The organism is Streptomyces sp. NPDC051219 (assembly GCF_040682335.1).
Lineage (GTDB): Bacteria > Actinomycetota > Actinomycetes > Streptomycetales > Streptomycetaceae > Streptomyces.
In genome coordinates, this window is record NZ_JBFBAS010000032.1 from 25,306 (window position 1) to 45,765 (window position 20,460).

General features: G+C 69.1%; 14 protein-coding genes and 6 pseudogenes. 7 read left to right on the top strand and 13 right to left on the bottom strand.

Going from position 1 to position 20,460, the window contains the following annotated elements; translation table 11 throughout:
- The first annotated feature begins 365 nt into the window (after window positions 1-365).
- The 4 genes and pseudogenes from AB0M62_RS27795 to AB0M62_RS27810 all read left to right on the top strand — a co-directional run bounded on the left by AB0M62_RS27795 (window position 366) and on the right by AB0M62_RS27810 (window position 6,781).
- On the top strand, window positions 366-4,208 hold the full coding sequence (locus tag AB0M62_RS27795; protein WP_366077037.1) for a S8 family serine peptidase: 3,843 nt from the start codon (window positions 366-368) through the stop codon (window positions 4,206-4,208).
- Between the two features lie 204 nt (window positions 4,209-4,412).
- The gene (locus AB0M62_RS27800; RefSeq protein ID WP_366077038.1) at window positions 4,413-5,294 is read left to right on the top strand and encodes a helix-turn-helix transcriptional regulator; all 882 of its coding nucleotides are present in this window, start codon (window positions 4,413-4,415) and stop codon (window positions 5,292-5,294) included.
- Window positions 5,295-5,501: 207 nt separating this feature from the next.
- A pseudogene (locus AB0M62_RS27805) lies at window positions 5,502-5,612 on the top strand (aldo/keto reductase); the annotation flags it as partial.
- 128 nt (window positions 5,613-5,740) lie between these two features.
- Window positions 5,741-6,781 (top strand): zinc-dependent alcohol dehydrogenase family protein, encoded by a 1,041-nt coding sequence (locus AB0M62_RS27810; protein ID WP_366077039.1) that lies wholly within the window; start codon window positions 5,741-5,743, stop codon window positions 6,779-6,781.
- A 93-nt stretch (window positions 6,782-6,874) separates the two neighbouring features.
- On the opposite strand, the pseudogene AB0M62_RS27815 reads toward AB0M62_RS27810, so the two are convergent.
- Window positions 6,875-7,118, bottom strand: a pseudogene (locus tag AB0M62_RS27815) (transposase); the annotation flags it as partial.
- 164 nt (window positions 7,119-7,282) lie between these two features.
- Here AB0M62_RS27815 and AB0M62_RS27820 point away from each other — a divergent pair.
- Entirely contained in the window at window positions 7,283-8,188 is a 906-nt protein-coding gene (locus AB0M62_RS27820; protein WP_366077040.1) for an aldo/keto reductase, read from the top strand.
- Between the two features lie 28 nt (window positions 8,189-8,216).
- Window positions 8,217-9,200 (top strand): LLM class flavin-dependent oxidoreductase, encoded by a 984-nt coding sequence (locus AB0M62_RS27825; RefSeq protein ID WP_366077041.1) that lies wholly within the window; start codon window positions 8,217-8,219, stop codon window positions 9,198-9,200.
- A 184-nt stretch (window positions 9,201-9,384) separates the two neighbouring features.
- Here AB0M62_RS27825 and AB0M62_RS27830 read toward each other — a convergent pair whose 3' ends face one another.
- From AB0M62_RS27830 to AB0M62_RS27850, 5 genes and pseudogenes are all read right to left on the bottom strand, one after another.
- A complete protein-coding gene (locus AB0M62_RS27830) occupies window positions 9,385-9,561 on the bottom strand; it encodes a hypothetical protein (protein ID WP_366077042.1) in 177 nt (58 codons plus the stop codon).
- Between the two features lie 271 nt (window positions 9,562-9,832).
- Window positions 9,833-10,263 (bottom strand): annotated as a pseudogene (locus AB0M62_RS27835) (MarR family winged helix-turn-helix transcriptional regulator); the annotation flags it as partial.
- A gap of 278 nt (window positions 10,264-10,541) precedes the next feature.
- Window positions 10,542-11,183, bottom strand: coding sequence for a DedA family protein (locus AB0M62_RS27840; RefSeq protein WP_366077043.1), 642 nt, complete (start codon window positions 11,181-11,183; stop codon window positions 10,542-10,544).
- Window positions 11,184-11,186: 3 nt separating this feature from the next.
- Window positions 11,187-12,155, bottom strand: a complete 969-nt coding sequence (locus AB0M62_RS27845; protein WP_366077065.1) for a phosphatase PAP2 family protein — start codon at window positions 12,153-12,155, stop codon at window positions 11,187-11,189.
- Window positions 12,144-12,461 (bottom strand): annotated as a pseudogene (locus tag AB0M62_RS27850) (NADPH:quinone reductase); the annotation flags it as partial. The pseudogene AB0M62_RS27850 and the gene AB0M62_RS27845, both read right to left, overlap by 12 nt.
- A gap of 119 nt (window positions 12,462-12,580) precedes the next feature.
- Between AB0M62_RS27850 and AB0M62_RS27855 the strand changes: the two are divergent.
- Window positions 12,581-12,682: pseudogene (locus AB0M62_RS27855) on the top strand (helix-turn-helix domain-containing protein); the annotation flags it as partial.
- A gap of 603 nt (window positions 12,683-13,285) precedes the next feature.
- On the opposite strand, the gene AB0M62_RS27860 reads toward AB0M62_RS27855, so the two are convergent.
- The 7 genes and pseudogenes from AB0M62_RS27860 to AB0M62_RS27890 form a co-directional block, all read right to left on the bottom strand.
- Entirely contained in the window at window positions 13,286-14,761 is a 1,476-nt protein-coding gene (locus AB0M62_RS27860) for an aldehyde dehydrogenase family protein (RefSeq protein ID WP_366077044.1), read from the bottom strand.
- Between the two features lie 51 nt (window positions 14,762-14,812).
- Window positions 14,813-15,031, bottom strand: coding sequence for a hypothetical protein (locus AB0M62_RS27865; protein WP_366077045.1), 219 nt, complete (start codon window positions 15,029-15,031; stop codon window positions 14,813-14,815).
- Between the two features lie 322 nt (window positions 15,032-15,353).
- Window positions 15,354-16,445, bottom strand: a complete 1,092-nt coding sequence (locus tag AB0M62_RS27870; RefSeq protein ID WP_366077046.1) for a zinc-binding dehydrogenase — start codon at window positions 16,443-16,445, stop codon at window positions 15,354-15,356.
- A gap of 2 nt (window positions 16,446-16,447) precedes the next feature.
- Complete coding sequence (locus AB0M62_RS27875; protein WP_366077047.1) at window positions 16,448-16,798, bottom strand: hypothetical protein; 351 nt, start codon at window positions 16,796-16,798, stop codon at window positions 16,448-16,450.
- A 207-nt stretch (window positions 16,799-17,005) separates the two neighbouring features.
- The gene (locus tag AB0M62_RS27880) at window positions 17,006-18,088 is read right to left on the bottom strand and encodes an alpha/beta hydrolase (protein WP_366077048.1); all 1,083 of its coding nucleotides are present in this window, start codon (window positions 18,086-18,088) and stop codon (window positions 17,006-17,008) included.
- 613 nt (window positions 18,089-18,701) lie between these two features.
- Window positions 18,702-18,914: pseudogene (locus AB0M62_RS27885) on the bottom strand (IS200/IS605 family accessory protein TnpB-related protein); the annotation flags it as partial.
- Between the two features lie 377 nt (window positions 18,915-19,291).
- Window positions 19,292-20,257, bottom strand: coding sequence for a hypothetical protein (locus AB0M62_RS27890; protein ID WP_366077049.1), 966 nt, complete (start codon window positions 20,255-20,257; stop codon window positions 19,292-19,294).
- Window positions 20,258-20,460: the final 203 nt, after the last annotated feature.

Here is a 20,460-nt window from a genome sequence, read left to right on the forward strand (position 1 = left end):
GCAACGAGGCTCGCCTATACGACGGATCGGTGGACGGCTTCGGCTGACAGGGATTCCCCGATCATCTCGTCGGCGCCAGCGTGAGGCCTGAAATGCGGCCGGACGCTTGTTGAAGGTGCCACTGCCGACCGGCCCTCGCAACGAGCCTACGCCGCTGAGGGACCACCCGAGCGCGCACGATGCCTCGCCCCATCGCGATACCCGTGACGGGGCGTGCGCTCAGTGCTGCCGCATGACGACAAGCCATGACGAGCGAACCCGCTGTTGGGTCGTGTCGCAGTTGTGAACCGCCAGCGCTACGTGCGGCTTCATCGCCCGATTATTTGCACTCCCGCACTGCTCCTTGGATGAAAGGTATTTCCTTGATGACCTGGACCCGCCTGACGGCGGCGATATCGACAGGGCTGATGCTGGCCGCCGGAGGCGTGCAGACCGTCTCCGCGTCGCCTACCGCAGCCACCGGGGCTGTTGCTCACCCCGGCACCGAAGCGAAGGCCTCTTCCGCGACCGTGCGCTTGGTGACCGGTGACCGAGTGACCGTGACGACGCTTCCGGGAGGACGGCGCACCGCGTCGGTCCAGCCGGGGCCCGGGCGCGAGCACGTCCCCTTCCGGACACTGGAAGACGACGACAAATCGCTGATCGCGATGCCCGCCGACGCCGAGGCGCTGGTGACGGCCGGCACCCTGGACCGCCGCCTGTTCGACGTAACAGCCCTGATAGCACAGGGATATGACGAAGACCACTCCTCCGCGTTGCCACTGATCGTCTACTCACAGCCGAAGCCGTCACGGGCCGGGGCCAGAGTCACCGCGCAGGCGGCGAAGGCCGCCGAGGCCACGGCCGGCAAGCTGCTGGCGCTCAACTACTCCTCTGCGCCGACTCGTTCGCTCACGAGCATCGGCGCGCGGTCGCTGCGCGTCGCGGACGACGACCTCGGCACGTTCTGGAAGACGCTGAACCCCGGCGGGAAGTCGGACGCCGCCCGTGCCGCCGTCACCCCGCGGGTCTCGCTGGACGGCAAGGTCAAGGCGGTGCTGGACCGCAGCACCGCGCAGATCAACGCGCCGAGCGCCTGGAAGGCCGGCTACGAGGGCCAGGGTGTGAAGGTGGCCGTGCTGGACACCGGTGTCGACGCGAACCACCCCGACCTGGCCGGCCGCATCGCCGAGGCAAAGGACTTCTCCGGCAGCGCGAACACCGGTGACCACCTCGGTCACGGTACGCACGTCGCCTCGATCGTCGCCGGCACCGGCGCGGCGTCGTCGGGCACCCGGCGCGGTGTTGCGCCCAAGGCCGACCTGCTGATCGGCAAGGTGCTGGACGACAACGGCTACGGTTCGGAGTCGGGCATCATCGACGGCATGGAGTGGGCGGCCGGCGAGCACGCCAAGGTCGTCAACATGAGCCTCGGCGCGGACATCCAGACCGACGGCACGGACTCGATGAGCCAGGCCGTCAACGCCCTGACCGAGTCCACCGGCACGCTCTTCGTCGTGGCGGCGGGCAACGCCGGCCCTGGCCCGTCCACGGTCGGTTCGCCGGCTGCGGCCGACGCCGCGCTGACCGTCGGGGCCGTCGACCGCGACGACACCCTCGCCGACTTCTCCAGCCGCGGCCCGCGCTTCGGCGACCTGGCGGTCAAGCCCGACGTGACCGCACCCGGCGTCGGCATCGCCGCCGCCCGCGCAGCCGGCACCACCCTGGGCGATCCGGTCGACGCCAACTACATTGCACTGTCCGGGACCTCCATGGCCACCCCGCACGTCGCCGGCGCCGCGGCACTGCTGGCCCAGCAGCACCCGGCCTGGAGCGCGCAGCAGCTCAAGGACGCCCTGATCAGCACCTCCCGCACGGTTTCCGGCACCAAGGTGACCGAGCAGGGCGGCGGCCGCATCGACCTGGCCACCGCCATGGGCCCGGTCACCGCCACCGGCTCCGTCACCCTCGCCCCGCTCCACATCGGCGACACCGGGGGGCAACAGCAGGCGGCCACCGTCCGCTACACCAACACCGGCGACAAGCCGGTGACGCTCTCCCTGGCACTCAGCCTGGCCACCACCTCCGGGCGCGCGATCCCGGACGGGTTGGTCGGCGTCGGCTCCGGCACCGTGCAGGTGGCCCCCGGTGCCACGGCCGAGGTCCCGCTGCACACCGACGCGACGCGCGCCGTCGGCGGCAAGTACTACGGATACCTCACCGCGAAGTCCGCCGACGGCGTGGTGGTCGCCCACACCACCGTCTCCCTCGTCGTGCACGGCCCCAAGCACCGCGTGACCGTGGTCTCCCGCGACCGCGACGGCCGGGTCATCCCAGAGGCGCTGCCGAACATCTGGGGTCCGGACGGGCTGGTGGAATACACGGACAGGGACACGGCGACCGCCGTCGTGGAGGAGGGCACCTACTACTTCAACTCCGGTTACCAAGAGCAAACTGATGACGGCATCGAGCGCAGGGAGATCTTCGTTCCCGAGGTGAAGGTCACCAAGGACACGACGGTGACGCTGGACGCCTCGAAGGTCACCGAGGTGAAGATCCGCACGCCCCGCCCCGCCGAGTTGCAGCAAGGCACGCTGAGCGTGATGTTCCGCCGAATCATCGATGGTGAGGGTCTGACCATGACCTCCTTGTACTTCGACGAGGTCAAGCGGCTCTATGTCAGCCCCAGCGCTCCGGTCACGGAGGGCGAGTTCGAATTCACCTCGCGGTGGCAGATGACGGCTCCGCAACTGCGGGCGGAGGTCTCCGGCACCTCGGGTCCCTTCAAGCCGTTCTACGAGCCGTTCTCCCCTCCCTTCGGGGATCACGGGGCACGGCTGACCGCCGTGGACGCCGGCACCTCGGCGAGGCCCGACTTCCGCGGTGCGCGCGGCAAGCTGGCCGTCCTGCGGTACGAACCCGCCGACAATTCCAGGACCCTGGCTGAGGTTGCGAAGTCCGCGGGGGTCAAGGCCCTGTTGCTGGTATGGCCCGAGGGAGTGACCGAGTGGGCCCGATGGCAGCCGAACGGTGACCGGATGGCCCTGCCCACCATGCGGACCTCCTGGAAGATCGGGTCGGCCCTCCTTGGGCGCGTCACGAAGGGCACCACGTCGGTGGAGTTCTCCGGGACGGTGCGCAGCCCGTATCTGTACGACGTGATGCAGATTTCGACGGGGTCCATTCCCCAGCAGATCGTCCACACCGTCTCGGAGCGGAACAGCGCCGTGGTGCGCGCCACCTACACCCGTACCGGCGCGTCCTCCTGGGCGAGTGAGCAGCGCTTCGGGTGGCGGCCGTACCAGGTCACCGCGGTAAACCAGAACGCCCGCTACGTGCCGGTGGGTCAGGAGCGCATCGAGTATGTCACCGGCGGCGACACGCTCTGGTACCACAGGGTGCATCACAATGTCGTCGACAACCCCGACCGCCCGTTGCAGGCAGGCATGCAGGACGCCTCCCACACCTACCGGCCCGGCCAGCACGCCACCGAGCGGTGGTTCGGAGCTGTGGTGCGCCCGTCCATTCCGCACGGTACGGCGTGGCCGTCGTCCGCACGCAACGGCAACACCCTGTCCATCTACGTTCCCGAGTTCACTGACTCCGCCACCGGCCACTGGTCCTTCGCGGAGACCTACGTCTCCGTCATCGGCCCCGGCGCCCGAACAGAACCTGTAGACGACACCGCCCTGGCGGTGCTGTACCGGAACGGGGAACGCGTCGCAGTGTCCGACCAGGGCGCGTGGGGCCCGTTCGAGGTGCCCGCGGGCAACGCCGGCTACCGGCTGGACCTGACGACCGCCCGCGTCTCGGACGACTGGCACTTCGGCACCGACACCAGCACCTCGTGGACGTTCCGCTCGGACACCACCGCCCGCCCCGAGGCGCTGCCGCTGCTCCAGGTCGACTACGCCGTACCGGTCGACGCGCAGAACGCGGTCGGCTCTGCGCGCAGGCACAACCTCGGCCTGAGCGTCCGCATGCAGGACGGCATGGCCGCACCGCGCGGGGTGACACTGAAGGTCGAGACGTCCTACGACGACGGCAAGACCTGGACCACGGCCCGCACGGACGGGAAGGACAGCGGGCGGTTCACCGCCACCGTCGAGCGGCCGTCCCGCCTGCACGGCGACGCGTACGTGACGCTGCGGGTCACCGCCACGGACGACGCCGGCAACACCGTCCGGCAGACCGTGAACCGCGCCTACCTCCACCGCGGTACCGCATGAGCCGCCGGAAACCGGTAGAAACGGGCCAAGCCCGTTGAACCACGGCGGGTGCCAGGGAGTGCGAACCCTGGCACCCGCCGCACCATTTTCGGGTGCGGTTCCAGAGCGCGTCTGATGGGCTCGCACTGGCACGGCGTGGGTGCCGCCGAGGGGGGTGCTGGCAGCATCTCCCTGGTCCGGGGGCCGGCTCGTACCGTGGAAGGCATGGACAACCGCAGCGAGGTACGAGAGTTCCTGGTCTCCCGCCGCGGCAAGGTCACGCCCGATCAGGTCGGCCTTGCCGCACACGGTGGCACCCGCCGGGTTCCGGGCCTTCGCCGTAGCGAGGTGGCCGAGCTGGCGGGAGTCTCGGTCGAGTACTACACCCAGCTGGAACGCGGCAGCTTGCGCGGTGCTTCTGAGAGCGTGCTGGACGCTGTCGCCCGTGCGCTGCGGCTGAACGAGGACGAGCGAGCACACTTGTTCGATTTGGCGCGGGCGGCCAATGCGGGCGCAGCAGTGCGGCGTCGCCCCGCGGCGCGGCGGGTGCGCCCGGCCATTCAGCAGATCCTCGACGGCCAGCTGTCACCCGCCTGGGTGGGTAACGGTCGCAGCGACATCGTGGCGGTCAACCGTCTGGCGCGGGCGCTGTACTCGCCCCTGTTCGACGATCCCGTCCGGCCGGTCAACCACGCGCGGTTTCGCTTTCTGAACCCGCGGGCTGGCGATTTCTACCGCGACTGGGATCTCGCGGCCCGCGACATCGTGGCGGTGCTGCGTGCCGAGGCCGGCAAGAACCCCTACGACCAGGAGCTGACCGGCCTGATCGGGGAGCTGTGCACGCGCAGTGAGGAGTTCGGCAGGCTGTGGGCCGCGCATGACGTGCGTCATCACCGCAGCGGGATCAAGCGGCTGCACCATCCGGTGGTTGGTGATCTGGACCTGTCCTACGAAGGGCTGGAGCTGCCGTCCGATCCGGGACTGGTGCTGTTCGTGTACACCGCCGAGCCGGCCTCCAGCTCTCAGCAGGCGCTCGACCTGCTGGCCAGCTGGGCCGCGACTCTTGCCCGGCAGGAACAGGGCGAGCAGGAGCAGCGCCAGTCCTAGCGGTCGGGCTCCACGCTCCGCGTAGGCCGGCCGGGCCGCCGGACGCCCCTACGTCTGCCGGGGGCAGCGGTCCTCGCCTGGGCCGTTCAGCATGCGCACGCACGGTGGCGCACGGACCGGAAATCCCGGGCACCCGGTCGCCACCTGCGGACGGCAGGCACCAACGGACACGTGCACGCGGGCACGTGCCATCAGAAAGGCTTCACCATGTCCATCGAGATCCCTCAGGTCACGTTGCACAACGGCGTGCAGATGCCGATCCTCGGGTTCGGCGCCTTCCAGACCCCTCCCGAGCAGGTCGTCGGCGACGCCCTGGCCACCGCGCACATGCAGCGGTGGATCAACCGCTGACCCCCTACCCGCCGGTCGGCCCAGCGGCAGCGCAACGACCCGGCGACCAACAGCCGATCCCGATACAGAACCACCAGTACCAAGGAGCAACATCGATGAAGGCCATTGTCCTGTACGGCGCCGGCGACGTCCGCGTCGAGGAGGTTCCCGACCCGACGATCCAGCAGCCCACGGACGCGATCGTGCGCGTCGTCGCGGGCTGCGTGTGCGGCAGCGACCTGTGGCCCTACCAGACCCTGCCCGCCTCCGGCAGCGGCCGGAGGATGGGGCACGAGTTCCTCGGCGTGATCGAGGAGACCGGCTCCCAGGTGAGCGGGCTGCGGCGCGGCCAGTTCGTCGTCGCCCCGTTCGTGTGGTCCGACAACACCTGCGACTTCTGCCGCGAAGGGCTGCAGTCCTCCTGCCGCCACGGCGGCACCTGGGGCACCTGGGGACATGACCTCGACGGCGGGCAGGGCGAGGCCGTGCGGGTGCCGCTGGCCGACGGCACGCTCGTGCCGCTGCCCGTGGAGGAGGACTCCGCTCTCATCCCGTCGCTGCTGACGCTGTCGGACGTGCTGTGCACCGGGCACCACAGCGCCGTCACCGGCGGCGTGCGACAGGGCAGCACTGTCACCGTCATCGGCGACGGCGCGGTCGGCCTGTCCGCCGTCATCTCCGCCAAGCGCCTGGGCGCCGAGCGGATCATCCTCATGGGCCGGCACACCGACCGCACCGACCTGGGCCGCGAGTTCGGAGCCACCGACGTCGTCGCCGCCCGTGGCGAGGAGGGCATCGCCGCGGTGCTGGAACTCACCGGCGGCGACGGGACGCACGCGGTGCTGGAGTGCGTGGGAACCCGCGACTCCCTGCAGACCTCTTTCTCGATCGCCCGCCCCGGCGGCACCGTCTCGTGTGTCGGGGCTCCCCAGTACGAGGAGGTCACCATGGACTTCGGGCTGTTCACGAAGAACATCCACCTCACCGGCGGCGTCGCGCCCGCCCGGGCGTACATCCCCGAGCTGCTGCCCGACGTACTCTCCGGCGCCATCGAGCCCGGCAAGGTCTTCGACCGCACCGTCGGCCTCGACGAGGTGCCCAAGGGCTACCGGGCGATGAACGACCGCGAGGCCCTGAAGGTCCTCATCCGCCCCTGACCCCCTCCGTGGACAAGCCATGAGCACCGCCCCTGCGAGCCGGCCGTGCCCACGGCCAGGGTCGGCCCGGCCGTCGCCGTTGAAGGCGCCGACGGCTCCGGGCGAGGAGGTCCGTGCCGCCCACGGCAGACCGGCCACGATCAGCCGGTCGTTGCTGATGAAGCGCCGCCCGACGAACTTCCACCCGCCCGAGGCGCGGGTGATGGGGGCCGAACCGGCGTATGCCTTCAGAGCGCGGACGTCGGTGAAGCGGTCGCGGTCGTCTCTGAATCTCGGCGAGCACCCGGGCGCCGAGCCGGACGCCGAGGCCGGGGGAGCTGAGCAGCGCGTCAGCGTCCGTGCTTGCGCTTTCGAGCCGTACGGTCCTCCACGTCTCATACCCCTGACCACCCGCTTCGGCGGCTGACGATGCGTGCGGGCCGCACACCACTGAACCACCGCTGAACCACACGGACCCTCCCGCCCGCGTCCAGGGTCCGCCGCCACCCCATTGGAGAGAAGATGACCACACACGACTTCGGCCCTCTCGTCCTGGGCACCAACACCTTCGGATGGACAACGGATCGCGAACAGAGCTTCGCCGTGCTCGACGCGTTCGTCGAAGCGGGCGGCACGCTGATCGACACCGCCGACATCTACTCCGCGTACATCCCGGGCAACCTCGGCGGCGAATCCGAGACCATCATCGGCGAGTGGACGGCCTCGCGCGGTCTGCGCGACCGGGTGCAGGTCGCCACGAAGGTCGGCATGTGGCAGGAGCACCCCGGGCTGTCCGCTGCCACCGTGCGCGAGGCGGTCGAGGAATCGCTGCGGCGGTTGCAGAGCGACCACATCGACGTGCTCTACGCACATGCCGACGACCCCTCGCGCACACCGGACGAGATCTCGGCGGCCTTCGACACGCTGGTGCGCGAAGGAAAGGTCCGCGCACTCGGACTGTCGAACTTCTCGGCCCCCCGCCTGCGCGCCGTGGTCGAGGCGGCCCGCGCCGCGGGCCACGCCCCCTTCCAGATCAGCCAGGATCACTACAACCTCGTCGAGCGCGATTTCGAGACCACGCTCGCGCCGGTCCTCAGTGAGCTGGGCATGGTCGAGCTGCCCTACTTCGCCCTGGCCAGCGGCTTCCTGACCGGCAAGTACCGCGACGGCGCGCAAGAGACCTCGCCCCGTGTCGAAACGGCCGCCTCCTACCTCCAGAACCCACGCAACCGCGACCTGCTCGAAGCACTGGACAGCATCGCAGCCGACCGGGGCGTAAGCGTCGCCGCCGTCGCGCTCGCCTGGTTGCGCCAGCAGCCCACGGTGGCGGCGCCGATCGCCAGCGCGCGCACGCCCGAGCAACTCGCCTCACTCGTTGAGTCCTTCACACTCATCCTCGGCGAGGACGAGCTCAAGGCTCTGGCCTGACCCCCTGTTCCACGAAACGAAGGATTCGATGCGTTACTCACTTCTCGACGTCGCATGGGTGGGCCCGGGGGAGACTCCCGCCGACGCGCTGCGCGGTGCCGTTCCCCTTGCGCAGGCCGCGGAGCGCTCCGGCTATGAGCGGGTCTGGTATGCCGAACACCACAACATGCCGCAGATCGCCTCGGCGGCCACCAGCGTCCTGATCGCCCATGTTGCCGCCCACACCGAACGGATCAGGGTCGGCGCCGGCGGTGTGATGCTGCCCAACCACACCCCACTGGTGATCGCCGAGCACTACGGCACCCTGGCCGCTCTCCATCCTGGCCGCATCGACCTCGGCCTGGGCCGGGCCGCCGGTTCGGACCAGAACACCGCCCGCGCCCTGCGCGTGACATCGGCCTCCGCCGCCGCCTTCCCCCAGGATGTCCTCGAACTGCGGGGTTTCCTCACCGGCGAGCCGGCCCTGGCCGGCGTACGCGCCGTCCCGGGCCACGGCTCGAACGTACCCCTGTACATCCTGGGCTCCTCGCTCTTCGGCGCGCAGCTCGCCGCGGCGCTGGGACTGCCGTACGCCTTCGCGTCGCATTTCGCACCGGCAGCACTGGACGCGGCGGCCCGGACCTACCGTTCGACGTATCAGCCCTCCCCGGAGCACCCCGGGCCGTATCTGATCGTCTCGGCGAACGTCGTCGCGGCCGAGACGGAAGAGGAGGCCGCCGAGCAGCACCAGGTGTCCGTGCGCTATCGGGCGCGGATGCTGCTGCCCCGGGGTCCGCAGCTCACCGACGCCGACATCGACAGCGCACTGGACTCGCCGATGGGCCAGCAGATCAAGGCCATGCACGCGCACACCGCGGTCGGCACCCCGGTACAGGTCCAGGCACAGCTCGCCGAGCTGGCCGAGCGGGCGGAAGCCGACGAGCTGATGCTCGCTCCCGCCGCCGTCGACCGCAGGGACCGCATCCGCAGCGTCGAGCTGGTCCCCGCCCCGGTTCGGCTCCCGTCCCCCTGACGCCACCAGGGAACGTGAGCCCAACGCCCCCACGAATGACGGCCGTTCTGGGCTTCGGCGGCCCGGAAGTCATCCGCGTCCCCGACGTCGAAAGGCCCGGTCCCCGGGCCCGGCGAGGTCCTCATTCGTGTGGGGCGGCCGGCGTTGGGCTGCCCCGCGCCGCGCAGAGTCCGGTGATCTTGTTTCAGGCGGGCTGAGGGGCGGCAGCGGCGTCATGGTCCTGGTCGAGGCCGTTGAGGAAGGCGTCCAGCTCGGGCAGACCGGCCTCGCGTACCTGCTTGATCCAGGAGTCGAGGTCCGAGCCGCGGCGCTCGGCCATAAGACGGGCGAAGTCGCGCACGAGCTGGGCCAGTGTGGCCATCTCGGGGCAGGCGGTGAGGAGTTCACCGAGATGGATACGGGCCTTGTCGGGCAGGTTTTCGGGGCGGGTAGTGATCCAGGAGGCGGCGCGGCGAGGGCGTGATCCGGTCGCCTTCCAGGCGGCCCTGATTGATGTACTTGTAGAGCAGGTTGAGGCTGCCCGTGTATCCGAGGTCGCGGATCTCCTCGAGCAGGCCGGCCTCGCGATCTCCCACAGCCCGTCCGGAACAAAGCCAGCCATCCGATGATCCGTAAGAGAGTTCCCAGTCCGGAGTCTGCGAGTAGAGGATTTCCTCGACTTTGGTCAGGAGCCGGGCCGGCTCGGCGCACTCGGCTGGGTCGAGACCGGCGAGCGTGTGCCCCTCCAGCGCGCTCCAGGCGCGGCTCACCTGTGTGAGCATCGCGCAGCTGCCGTTCGTCGCCTCGACGAGGACAGCTCGCCGGTCCGCCGGGTCGGGGAGCAGCGCCGGACGTGCCCGGACTGTCCGAGGCGCTGCAGCAACTTGGTGACCGTCGACCCGTCGAGCGCGCACGCCTTGATGAGCTCGGACTGCCGTATGGGACCGGCCTCCATGAAGCGCATCACCATGTCCTGGCCTGGGTAGAGCCCCGACTGCTTGGGGAGCCTGCCCGCGGCGATGCGGTGGAGCCTGGCCACCCGTGACACGGCGTAGCTGATCGGACCGCCGCGGGCCGCCGTTGGTCCTCACCTGCGGGCTCGTTCTTCGTCCCCGTGTTGAACGGGCCCGCGCCGAACTCCCCCACTCGAGAGCCGGAGTTGAGTGAGGCCGCATTGCCCTCTTCAACGCGCGTCGGCGATAGCCTGTTCAGGTGATGGGCGTCCCGTCGGGGTAATCGGTGGACGCGGAGAGCTCGTGCCACTGCTTGAACTCCGCTAGCTAGGACATGGTGGTCTGGCTCTGTAGCCCCTGCTCAGCCACATGATCCGTACCGGGAACGCACCGTACGCCGGGTGAGGCGTCAGTGTCGGCCTCGACGTTGGTGTCCCACTGGGGACTGGGCTCGGCGATGTCGCATCCGACAGACGAGGATCAAAGCCAGGGCGGCGGTGGCGGCGGTGGCGGCGAGCGCCCCGGTGATCCCGGCCGAGCGAAGCAGTCGTTCGGCGGAGGCACCGAGGAAGTATCCGGCGAGCACGATCCCTGTTCCCCAGATGACCGAGGCCGTGGAGCTGTAGAGGAAGAACCGGCGGAAGGGCATGCCTACGGCTCCAGCGGCGAATGGCAGGAAGGACCGTACGAAGCTGATGAATCGGCCAGTGAAGACGGCGGGGCCGCCACGACGCAGCAGGAAGTCGCGGGCGTGGTCGATACGGCCTCCAGGCCGGATCCGGCGGCGCAGCCGCTGGGCACTGGGCCGATGCTCGTACCAGTGGCCGATGGCGTAGCCGAGGCTGTCACCGGTGATGCCGCCGCCGACTACGGCGGCGGTGAGCAGGGCCGGGTCGAGGTCGCCGCGGCCTGCCAGGGCCGCGGCGAGCAGGATGAGGGTTTCGGCGGGAAGGAGCAGGCCGATGAAGGCGCTGGTCTCAACGGCGGTGATGATGAACACCAGGACATACGTCCACAAGCCGGCAGCCTCGACGAGGTCGGCGGAGATCACGGGTCAGCCCGCCGGTCGCAGCGGCGCCGGCTGAGATTCGGGGGGTGGCGACGACTCGGGCCGCAACCGATGAACGGTGGCTGGCCCAGCCGGCGAGCTCTGGTCGTTGTCTGGGCGGGGAAGTCGGCTTGCGCACCGGCAGGCTGCGGAAGCGGCGGCGCTCGCGGACGTGACGGGCCACAGGTGCCGGGTCCGAGCCGCAGTTGTATTGGGGGATGCCGGGCTCGTCTTCCTGGTCGGCAGGCGCCCGGCGGCATGCCAGCTCACGGTTGCGAGGACCGCACCCTCGATCACGTTGAGCATGTAGTGGTCGACGGTCAACACGACCGCAGCGTTCATGGACAGCGTGAGGGTCACCACCGTGACACGGGCCCAGACTTTGCGCGCGGCTGCGAGCAGCGCGAGCATGCTCAACAGGCTCCAAGCCACGCGGAAGCCCGGCGTCGCAGTGTACTGATGGACGAAAGCGGTGGGCTGCAGGACGTGGTAGGTGTCAGAACGCAGGGTCGTGTCGGTCACACCGAGTCCGGCCAGCCGGAGTGGAGGGACCGGGAAGGCTGCAAAGAGGACCAAGCCGATCGCGCTGGACAGCAGCATCGCCGCGGCGATCTGTATGTAGACCTGGTGGTGGGAAAGTAGCCACAACATGGTCAGGGCGATGACCGGCCAGTGGCCGAAGACGTAGATCCAGTTGAGCACCTGTGCGATGGCGTGCTTGTCGGTGAGTGGATTGTGCAAGGTGCCCTCCCAGTCGAGATGCGACCGTCCGGCCGATGGCGGGTCCCGCAATTCGCAACGCGACGTTCGGGGCGCCTTTGGTGAGTCTTCGTATGCCGAAGCAGGTGAACGCGGCTGCGACGACGGCCGTCTGCAGGACCAGTTGTCGTGCTGACGTGCCCGGGGCGAGGGTGCAGGGCACGAGCAGTGCCGGAGCGTGCTGCGCGTGGCGGGCGGCTGCGATGGATGATCCACGCCGTGGGACGCCAGAGCGTCGAGCTGATCGGTCCGGCGGGTCGTGGCCAGGACGGTTGCCCCCATCTCCTTGGCAACGGCAGCGGCCGCCAGGCCCACGGATGAGGTGCCGCCGATGATGAGCAGTGTCTGTCCCGGTTGGAGGGCGAGGCCGACCGTAAGTGAGCCGTAAGCGGTCTGGAGCATCTCGGGGAGAGCTCCCAACGATTCCCAGGGCAGATCTGTGGAGATGGGAATCAGCTGCTGTACGGGGACCACGGTGTACTCGGCGTAGCCGTCGAACACATGCCTCGTTCCTCCCATCATCGGAAACTCCTTGCGTGAAAACCACGGCCTTCAGGCCGGGGAGGAAGCGCATCCTTGGCCCGGAGCAGCGACGCGGCGGAGCTCGCTGCGTTGTTGGTGGCGGCCGGTAGGTTGATGTAATGCATCTGCGGTACTCGTTCCGGATCGAGCCGACGCCGGGTCAGCGTGCTGCGCTGGCCCGTACGTTCGGCTGCGCCCGGGTGGTCTACAACGATGCGCTCGGACGTCCGTAAGGCGGCGTGCGCGGAGGATGTCAATGCGACGACCTGTTGACCGGGCCGGAAGCGTGCGGGTGCGGAGTCAACAACGCCGAGGGCCTCGATACCGGGGACGCGGGGGAGGGTGACGCCTTCGGACAGCCCGAGGCGCAGATACAGCTCGGAGCGGTTGAGGCCGAACGCCTCGCCCCGGACCCGGACCCACCCGTCGTCAGGCTCAGGCATGGGCAACTCGTGCAGGTGCAGGTGCAGGTGCAGGTGCAGGTGCAGCGACGCAGGGGGGCCGGCACGGTCGAGCTGGACGGCGCGCATGGTGGTACTCATCCGCAATCCTCCGGTGGATCGTGTCGTCCTCGTCCGGCATGCGTGCCTGGATGTTCGGAGACACAGTGGGTCATGTAGCCGATGGGCCGCCCTGCGACGTGGCCGCCGGGCACAGATGAGGCCGGACGGCGGTTCTGGCCGGGTGCTCGTTCGTGACCACCATGACCTTGGCCGCGCCTGCCGCTCGGGAACTCGGCGTTGTCACGCGGACAGTCCTCTGGGATCGGCTTCGTCGGCTGGGGGACGTGTCCGTCCCTTGGCCGACGAAGCCGGTCGACTGTCTTATATGGCGTTGACGACTGCCTTGAGGTGCGTGAAGCCGTAGATGGCCTCAGGCCCCATGTCGTATCCCACACCTGACTGCTTGGTCCCGCCCACGCTCACGGACGAGTCGACGACCATGAAGGTGTTGATCCAGACGACGCCGGCGTCGAGATCTTCGGCCATCCGGGCGGCCGTGCTGCTGTTCGACGTCCAGACCCCGGCGGACAGGCCGTACTCGCTGTCGTTGGCTGCCGCGATGACTTCTTCTGTCGTATCGAAGGGCAGGATCACCACAATGGGGCCGAAGATCTCTTCCCGTACGATGCGAAGGCTGGGGTCGTCAGCGGTGAAGACTGCAGGAGTGATGAAGTACCCGGGCCGGGTCACCTCACCTCCGGTGATCAACGTAGCGCCCTCTTTGCGGCCGATCTCGACGTAGCTGCTGACGTGCTGGAGCTGGCGTTCGGAGACAAGCGGGCCAAGCTCGGCGTCCGGGTCGAAGCCGTTTCCGAGCTTGAAAGACTTCGCGGCGTGAGCCATGCCCTCAACGACCTGGTCGAAGACGGGCCGCTGCACGTACAGCCGCGACGCAGCCGTGCAGACCTGCCCGGAGTTGGCGAAGGCGGCCCTGGCCGCCGAGGGAATGGCTGTGTCCAGGTCAGCGTCGGCGAAGATGATGCCCGGGTTCTTGCCGCCGAGTTCCAGGGTCACCTTCTTCATGTTGCCGCCCGCGGCAGCCAGTACGTGGCGGCCCACCTCGGTCGAGCCGGTGAAGGAGATCTTGTCTACATTCGGATGCGCGGCGAGGGCCGAGCCCGCCACACGGCCTGGGCCCGTGACGATGTTGACCGCGCCGCCGGGCAGGCCCGCCTCGGCGATGAGCTCCCCCAGCCGCAGGGCGCTGAGCGAGGTCAGCTCGGCGGGCTTGAGGATGATGGAGTTGCCGGCCGCCAGTGCCGGGGCCATTTTGTAGGACGCCTCGTTGAGCGGGAAGTTCCAGGGAACGATGAGTCCGACGACACCCAAGGGCTTGCGCAACGAGTACCGCTGGAACCGAGCCCCTGGGATGGCTGCGGAGATCTCCCCGGTCGTTCCCTCGATCTTGTCGGCCCAGCCGGCGTAGTAGTGCCAGTGTCCAGCGGCACTGGCCACCTCCAGCCGGGCGAGCGACAGCGGTTTCCCCGTATCGAGCGCTTCCAACTCGGCGATTTCGTCGGCGTGCTCAAGGATGAGGTCACCGACGCGCCACAGCAACTTGCCGCGATCGGCGGGGGTGGTCGCCCCCCATTCGCCGTCGAACGCCCGCCGAGCCGCCGCGACCGCGCGGTCCACGTCCACGACTCCGCCCGCCGCGAAGGTGGCCAGGACCTGCTCATCGGCCGGATTGATGGAGTCGCGTGTCGTGCGGTCGGCGGCGTCGCCCCATTCGCCACCGATGAGTAGCTGCTTCGTGCCTTGGAGGAACGCCTGGGTGCGGGCGCTTGGGGTCTTCATGATCAGGGTCTCCGGAAATTGTTGCGTCGCGTAGCGTTGCGTTGTGGTGAGCTACTTGGTGAGGTTGCCCGCGTCCGCACGGAACTCGACGCCGGTGACGTAACGGGCCTTGCGCGAGGCGAGCCAGGCCACGGCCTCGGCGATGTCGCTGGGCCGAGCCCAGGGGACGCCGCGCAATTGGAGCCGGCCGGCCGCCGGCCGCATGTCTTCTAGCGTGGGCGCCGGCAGATCGGGGCAGAGGAGCTTGTGCAGTTCACGGTCGCGGATCACCTGTGTCCACCGCGCAGGGCACGATGGCGTTGGCGTGTAGGCCCAAGGGGCCAAGTGCCATGATGAGTGATCTTACTCAGGCCAGTGGCGCCGTGCTTGGCCGTGGAGTGGGGGTCGAACCGGGGTATTCCCACAGGCCGGCCACTGAGCTGATCAGGACGGTGATGACGTAGCTGAAATCCCACCCACGCTCAGGGCGCTCCCAGACCGGCTCTCGTTCCGCACCCCGTCAGATGGGCCCGTGGTGGCGGATCGGCAGCGGTTCACGGGGCGGGTCTCGCTGATGGATGTCTGGTGTGACGCGCCGGGGGGTGTGTGTGGGTCAGGACAGGTCGGTGATGACCACGCGGGTTGTGGAGGAGTCCTTGAGTGCTTCGTAGCCCTCGTTGATCTCGTGCAGCGAGATCTCCTTGGACACCAGGTCGTCGAGGTTCATGCGTCCCTGAAGGTAGAGGGAGGCGTAGAGCGGGATGTCGCGCTTGAGGTTCGAGGAGCCCATGAAGACGCCTTCGACACGATTCTGGTTGTTCAGCAGGGTGGACGTGTCGATTTCCAGGCCGGCGTCCTTGCCGCCTATGCCGATGAGGTACAGGCCTCCGCCCTTGGCCAGCATCTGCAAGGCCTGGCGGGTGACGGGGCGGATGCCGACGAAGTCGAAGACGTAGTCGGCGCCATGCCCCGTGATCCTCTTGACTTCGGCCACCGGGTCGGTCGTGGTCGAGTTGATGGTGTGGGTGGCGCCGAACGCCTGGGCACGCTCCAGTTTGGCGTCGTGCACGTCGATGACGATGATCGTGGCGGCGCCTGCGATCACCGCGCCGCTCACGGCGTTCATGCCCACGCCGCCGGCTCCGATGATGACGACGCTCTCGCCGGTCTGTACGTTGGCGGTGTTCAGCACGGCGCCCGCGCCGGTCAGCACACCGCATCCGAGGAGGGCGGCCTGCGCAAAGGGAATCTCGTCGGGCACGACGGCGAGTTGGTACTCGTGGACCAGGGCCTGCTGGGCGAAACCGCCGAGGCCGGCCATCTGGTCGATCGGCTTGCCGTCCATGGTGAGCCGTGGAGCCTCGCCCTCGGCCCGCAGTGTCGTCTCCGGGTGGAGGCAGCGATGGGTCTTGCCGGAGAGGCAGTTGTCGCACTGGCCGCAGAACTGGAGGCAGCTTCCCACCACGTGGTCACCGACGTGGATGTCGGTGACGTCGGGGCCCACCGCGCTGACGACGCCGGCCAGTTCGTGGCCCAGCACGCTGGGGAACTGGAAGCCTAGATCGAAGGTCGCGACACTGAGGTCCGAGTGGCACAGTCCGGATGCCTTCACGTCGATCAGGACTTCGCGCCCCAGCGGTGCGGCGATGTCGACCTCGCGGACAGTGAAGCCTCTGCCGAGCCCATCGACTATGGATGCCTTCATGATTATTCGCTTCTTTCCTTGGTTTCCTTGGTTTCCTTGACGCCTGGCGCGTTGATCAGCCACTGCGGCAGGACGCCGAATACTGCCCTGACGTAGAGCTGCGGGTCGCGCGGGGCCGGTAACTCCAGCCATGCCTCGATGGCACCGATCAGGCCCTGGCCCACGAACCGGGAGTACGTAGTGACGGACAGCCAGTCCCGCGGGAGGTCGACAGGGATGTTCTCCGGGCGACACGCCAGCACGGCGGCCGGCGTGCTCTCGAAGTAGCTGCTCAACAGCTGACGCAGTGCCGGGCTGTGTCCGTCGACGAGACCGTTGGTGTAGACGCTTCCGAAGCACCTGCCTCGATCCACCGCGCGATAGTCGGTCTGTGGGCGACGAAATCGAAGCTGACCGGCGCGAGGAACGGTGCGGGTACGGCCGCCGAGGCGGCATCCTGGCTCGCCCAGCGGGGGCGGTGTCCCGGTCGGCGCCCCCGTAGCGGAGGCGGCGCCCCCCGAGGGGGCGCCGTTCCCGGTCTTCTCGCGGTCTGCGGCCGGGGGCCGAGACCGCCCGGTGGATCAGGGGCGGTCGTGCAGGTCGTCGTAGAGGAACTCGTTGACCTGCTTGACGGCGGCCTTGGCGGCGTTGGTGTCGGCTACGGCGTCGAGCATGGCGAAGTCGTGGATGGCGCCCTGGTAGCGGACGGTGGTGATGTCGTTGCCGGCGGCCCGGAGCTTGGCGGCGTAGGCCTCGCCCTCGTCGCGCAGCACGTCTCCCTCGTCGGTGATGAGCAGCGCCTTGGGCAGCCCCTTGAGCTGGTTCAGGCCGGCCCGCAGCGGAGATGCGAGGATGTTCTTGCGGTCCTTCTCGTTCGGGGCGTAGTTGTCCCAGAACCACTGCATGGCCTTGCGCGTGAGCCAGGGACCGTTGGCAAAGGTGCGGTACGAGTCGGTGTTGAAGTCGGCATTGGTGACGGGGTACATGAGCACCTGCCCGTCAAGCTCCGGGCCGCCCCGCTGCTTGGCCATGAGAGTGACGGCAGCGGCCATGTTGCCGCCGACGCTGTCGCCGGCGATGGCGAGCCGGGAGCCGTCGACGTTGATCTCACTGCCGTGCTCGGCCACCCACTTGGTGGCAGCGTAGGCCTGCTCTATCGCGATGGGGAAGCGGGCTTCAGGCGAGCGGGTGTAGTTGACGAAGATCACCGCGGCGTGGGCTCCGTCGGCGATCTGGCGCACCAGCCGGTCGTGGGTGTTCTCGTCCCCCAGGACCCAGCCGCCCCCGTGGGTGTAGACGACAGCAGGGAGCTTGCCGGTGTCCCCCTTGGGGCGGACGATGCGGATGTCCACCGTTCCCGTGGGTCCCACCTTCAGGGTGCGGTGGCTGATGTCGGCCGGCAGCTTGTCGATCGGGCCGGCCTGGGCGGTCTCCAGGGCCTTGCGGGCGTCGGCGGGGGACAGGGTGTAGATGGGTGGGCTCTTGGCCGCGGCGTCGGCGAACTCCTTGGCGTCGTGCTCCAGGACCAGCGGCCACTTCGGAGTGGGCTCGGACTGGGTGGGAGCGGCCAGTGCGCTGGTGGCGGCGAACGCCCCCAGGGCGAGGGTAAGAACGGCGGCAACGGCGGTCTTGTGGCTGATGCCGCGTTTGGGGATCGAAAACATGGAACGTTCTCCTGGTGAATCGAATGGCTCGGTGCGTCGATGACACCGCGATGTGCTGAGAGGGGTGACAGCAACTGTCTTCGAGATTCGGCAGCCCCCGTGGGCCGCCGGTACACCTCGCCCCTTTCCGGGTCTGATCACTCGGCCGCGATCTCAGCCCTTTGGCGCTGTGCAGGCATTACCGTGGGAAGTCGAGGCCTGAGATAATCGGTGAACTCCGTAAGTAAGCGCTCCCACACCTCTGCGAGGGGGCGCTCGAGCTCCTGCGCCTCCTGCACCATGGCTTCACGCAGGGCGACTGGGCCACCGCACTACGGCGAAGGCCCGGAACCTGGCGGGTGCCACCGTGTACGGTAAGGCCGACCTGATCGGGCGTGAACTTGCCGCGGCGGGAGACCAGGAACTCTCGTACCTCGCTGCGGTTGTCCATGCCTTCCACGGTACGAGCCGGCCCCCGGACCAGGGAGATGCTGCCAGCACCCCCCTCGGCGGCACCCACGCCGTGCTCGGCGCCCAGGCCGCCCACTGGCACGCCTATCGGCGGCGCCGGTGTGAAGCGAGCGCCTGGTCCAGCTCGGCGCCCGGCTGTCGGCGCCGGTACGGCACCGGGGTGGACGCTGAGCGGCATCTCGGCTTGCAGGGTGCCGCAGGCGGAGCACAGTTTGGAGGAGGGGAACCACCGGTCCACCGCGATCACTTCCCGCCCGTACCAGGCGGCCTTGTACTCCAGCATGTCCCGGAACTGCGACCACGCGGCATCGGAGATGGCGCGGGCGAGTTTCCGGTTCCTGACCATGGTGCGCACGGTCAGGTCCTCGATCACGAGCGCTAGCCGCCCAACTCGTGGCTCACTGCAGGCAGTTGGCAGTCGACGACGATCCATCCCCTCGGCGGCGCATCGTTTTTCCCTGCCCTGCTCCGCAGGAGTCCGTTTCTCCCCTCGGCTCCGCCAGGGGCAACCCCTCTCCGCCCTGAAGGCGGAGTATCCACGGAGGAATCTGATGACCTCGGGAGTGCTGTCACCAGGCCGGGGCCCTCCGGGGTCCTCCGGGCGGGCGCGTCACCGGCGCCCGGCCAGGAACCGCCCGCTCCAGGACCTGCTGTACGCCGCCAGTTCGCGTGCCGGCAGGAGGCGGAGCTGCTCGTAGCGGCGGAGCGCCTCAGGCACCACCGTGCGGGAGTCGCCGCCTGCCAGCAGGCGGGTCAGTGCGAGGACGTCCTGGAGCCGTTGATCAGCCCCGCCCCCGTCATCGGTGTGACGACGTGTGCGGCGTCCCCCACGATCACCGCGCGCTCGGACGCCACCCGGCGCGGCAGATACTCGTAGATGGCGTTCACGAACAGTGTCCCCCGACGCACCGTCACTTCCATGAGTTCCGGCCAAGGCCAGGACCAGACCCGCGACGCCCTCAGCATTTCCTCGGCCGCGCCCGGCGCGAGCTCCGAGGGCAGTACGGTACGCGGCCGGGAGCCGGGCGACCAGGGCGTCTGCCCGTCGCGCTCCGCGTACCAGTTCCAGCTCAGCCTGCGTTCGCCGGGGCCGGTGCCGCCCGACGCGCTGGGAATCGGATAGGTAATCAGGTACCAGCCCCCCTGAGCCGACACCCGCGGCCGCGGAACGAACGCCACGGCTATCGCCCGGTCGCGGAGGCGGGGATCACGACGGACCTCCTCCTCGTCCAGTACGCCACGCCACAGGAGATAGCCCGCGAACTCGGCTTCGGGCGCCACCGGGTCCACATGCCGCCGTATCAGCGACCGGTACCCGTCGGCGCCCACGACGACATCGGCGACCGTGGCCTCCCCTCCGGTGGTCTCGACGGTCACACTGTCGGCCGAGGGGCTGATCCCCTGTACAGCGACGCCCTCGTGGTAGGTCACCCCCGGTGTGGCTATGGCCTGTTCGCGCAGCAGCTCGTAGAGGCCGCGCCAGCTGGTCGTCGCCCGGCCCGGTGAATCGATCGTCGGGAGCTCGGCCACCTTGTCGCCGACCAGCCGGCCCAACAGTTCGAGGTCCACCCCGAGTCCGGCGCCGTGCTCTTCCAACAGTCCCGCGGACCGTTCGAAAACCTCGACCCGCAGGCCCACCCCGCCCAGTGCCACAGCCGCGGCCAGCCCGACCAAAGATCCGCCGACGACAACCACCGACAACCCCTCGCTCGCAGGCACCGTGCTGTCACTCCTCAACCGCGTTCGCCAGGGTGCGCCGATGTCCTCCGAACGCGGCGAGGACACCGGACCGCCGAGGGGCGTACGCCTCCATGGACACGCGGGCCGGTGTCGGGCCCGGCGAGAGCGATGTTCCCGGGGACCGCGAGGGCAGCTTTGAGGACCGCCCAGGTGAGCCCCGGGAACAGGGGGGAGGCGCGGCG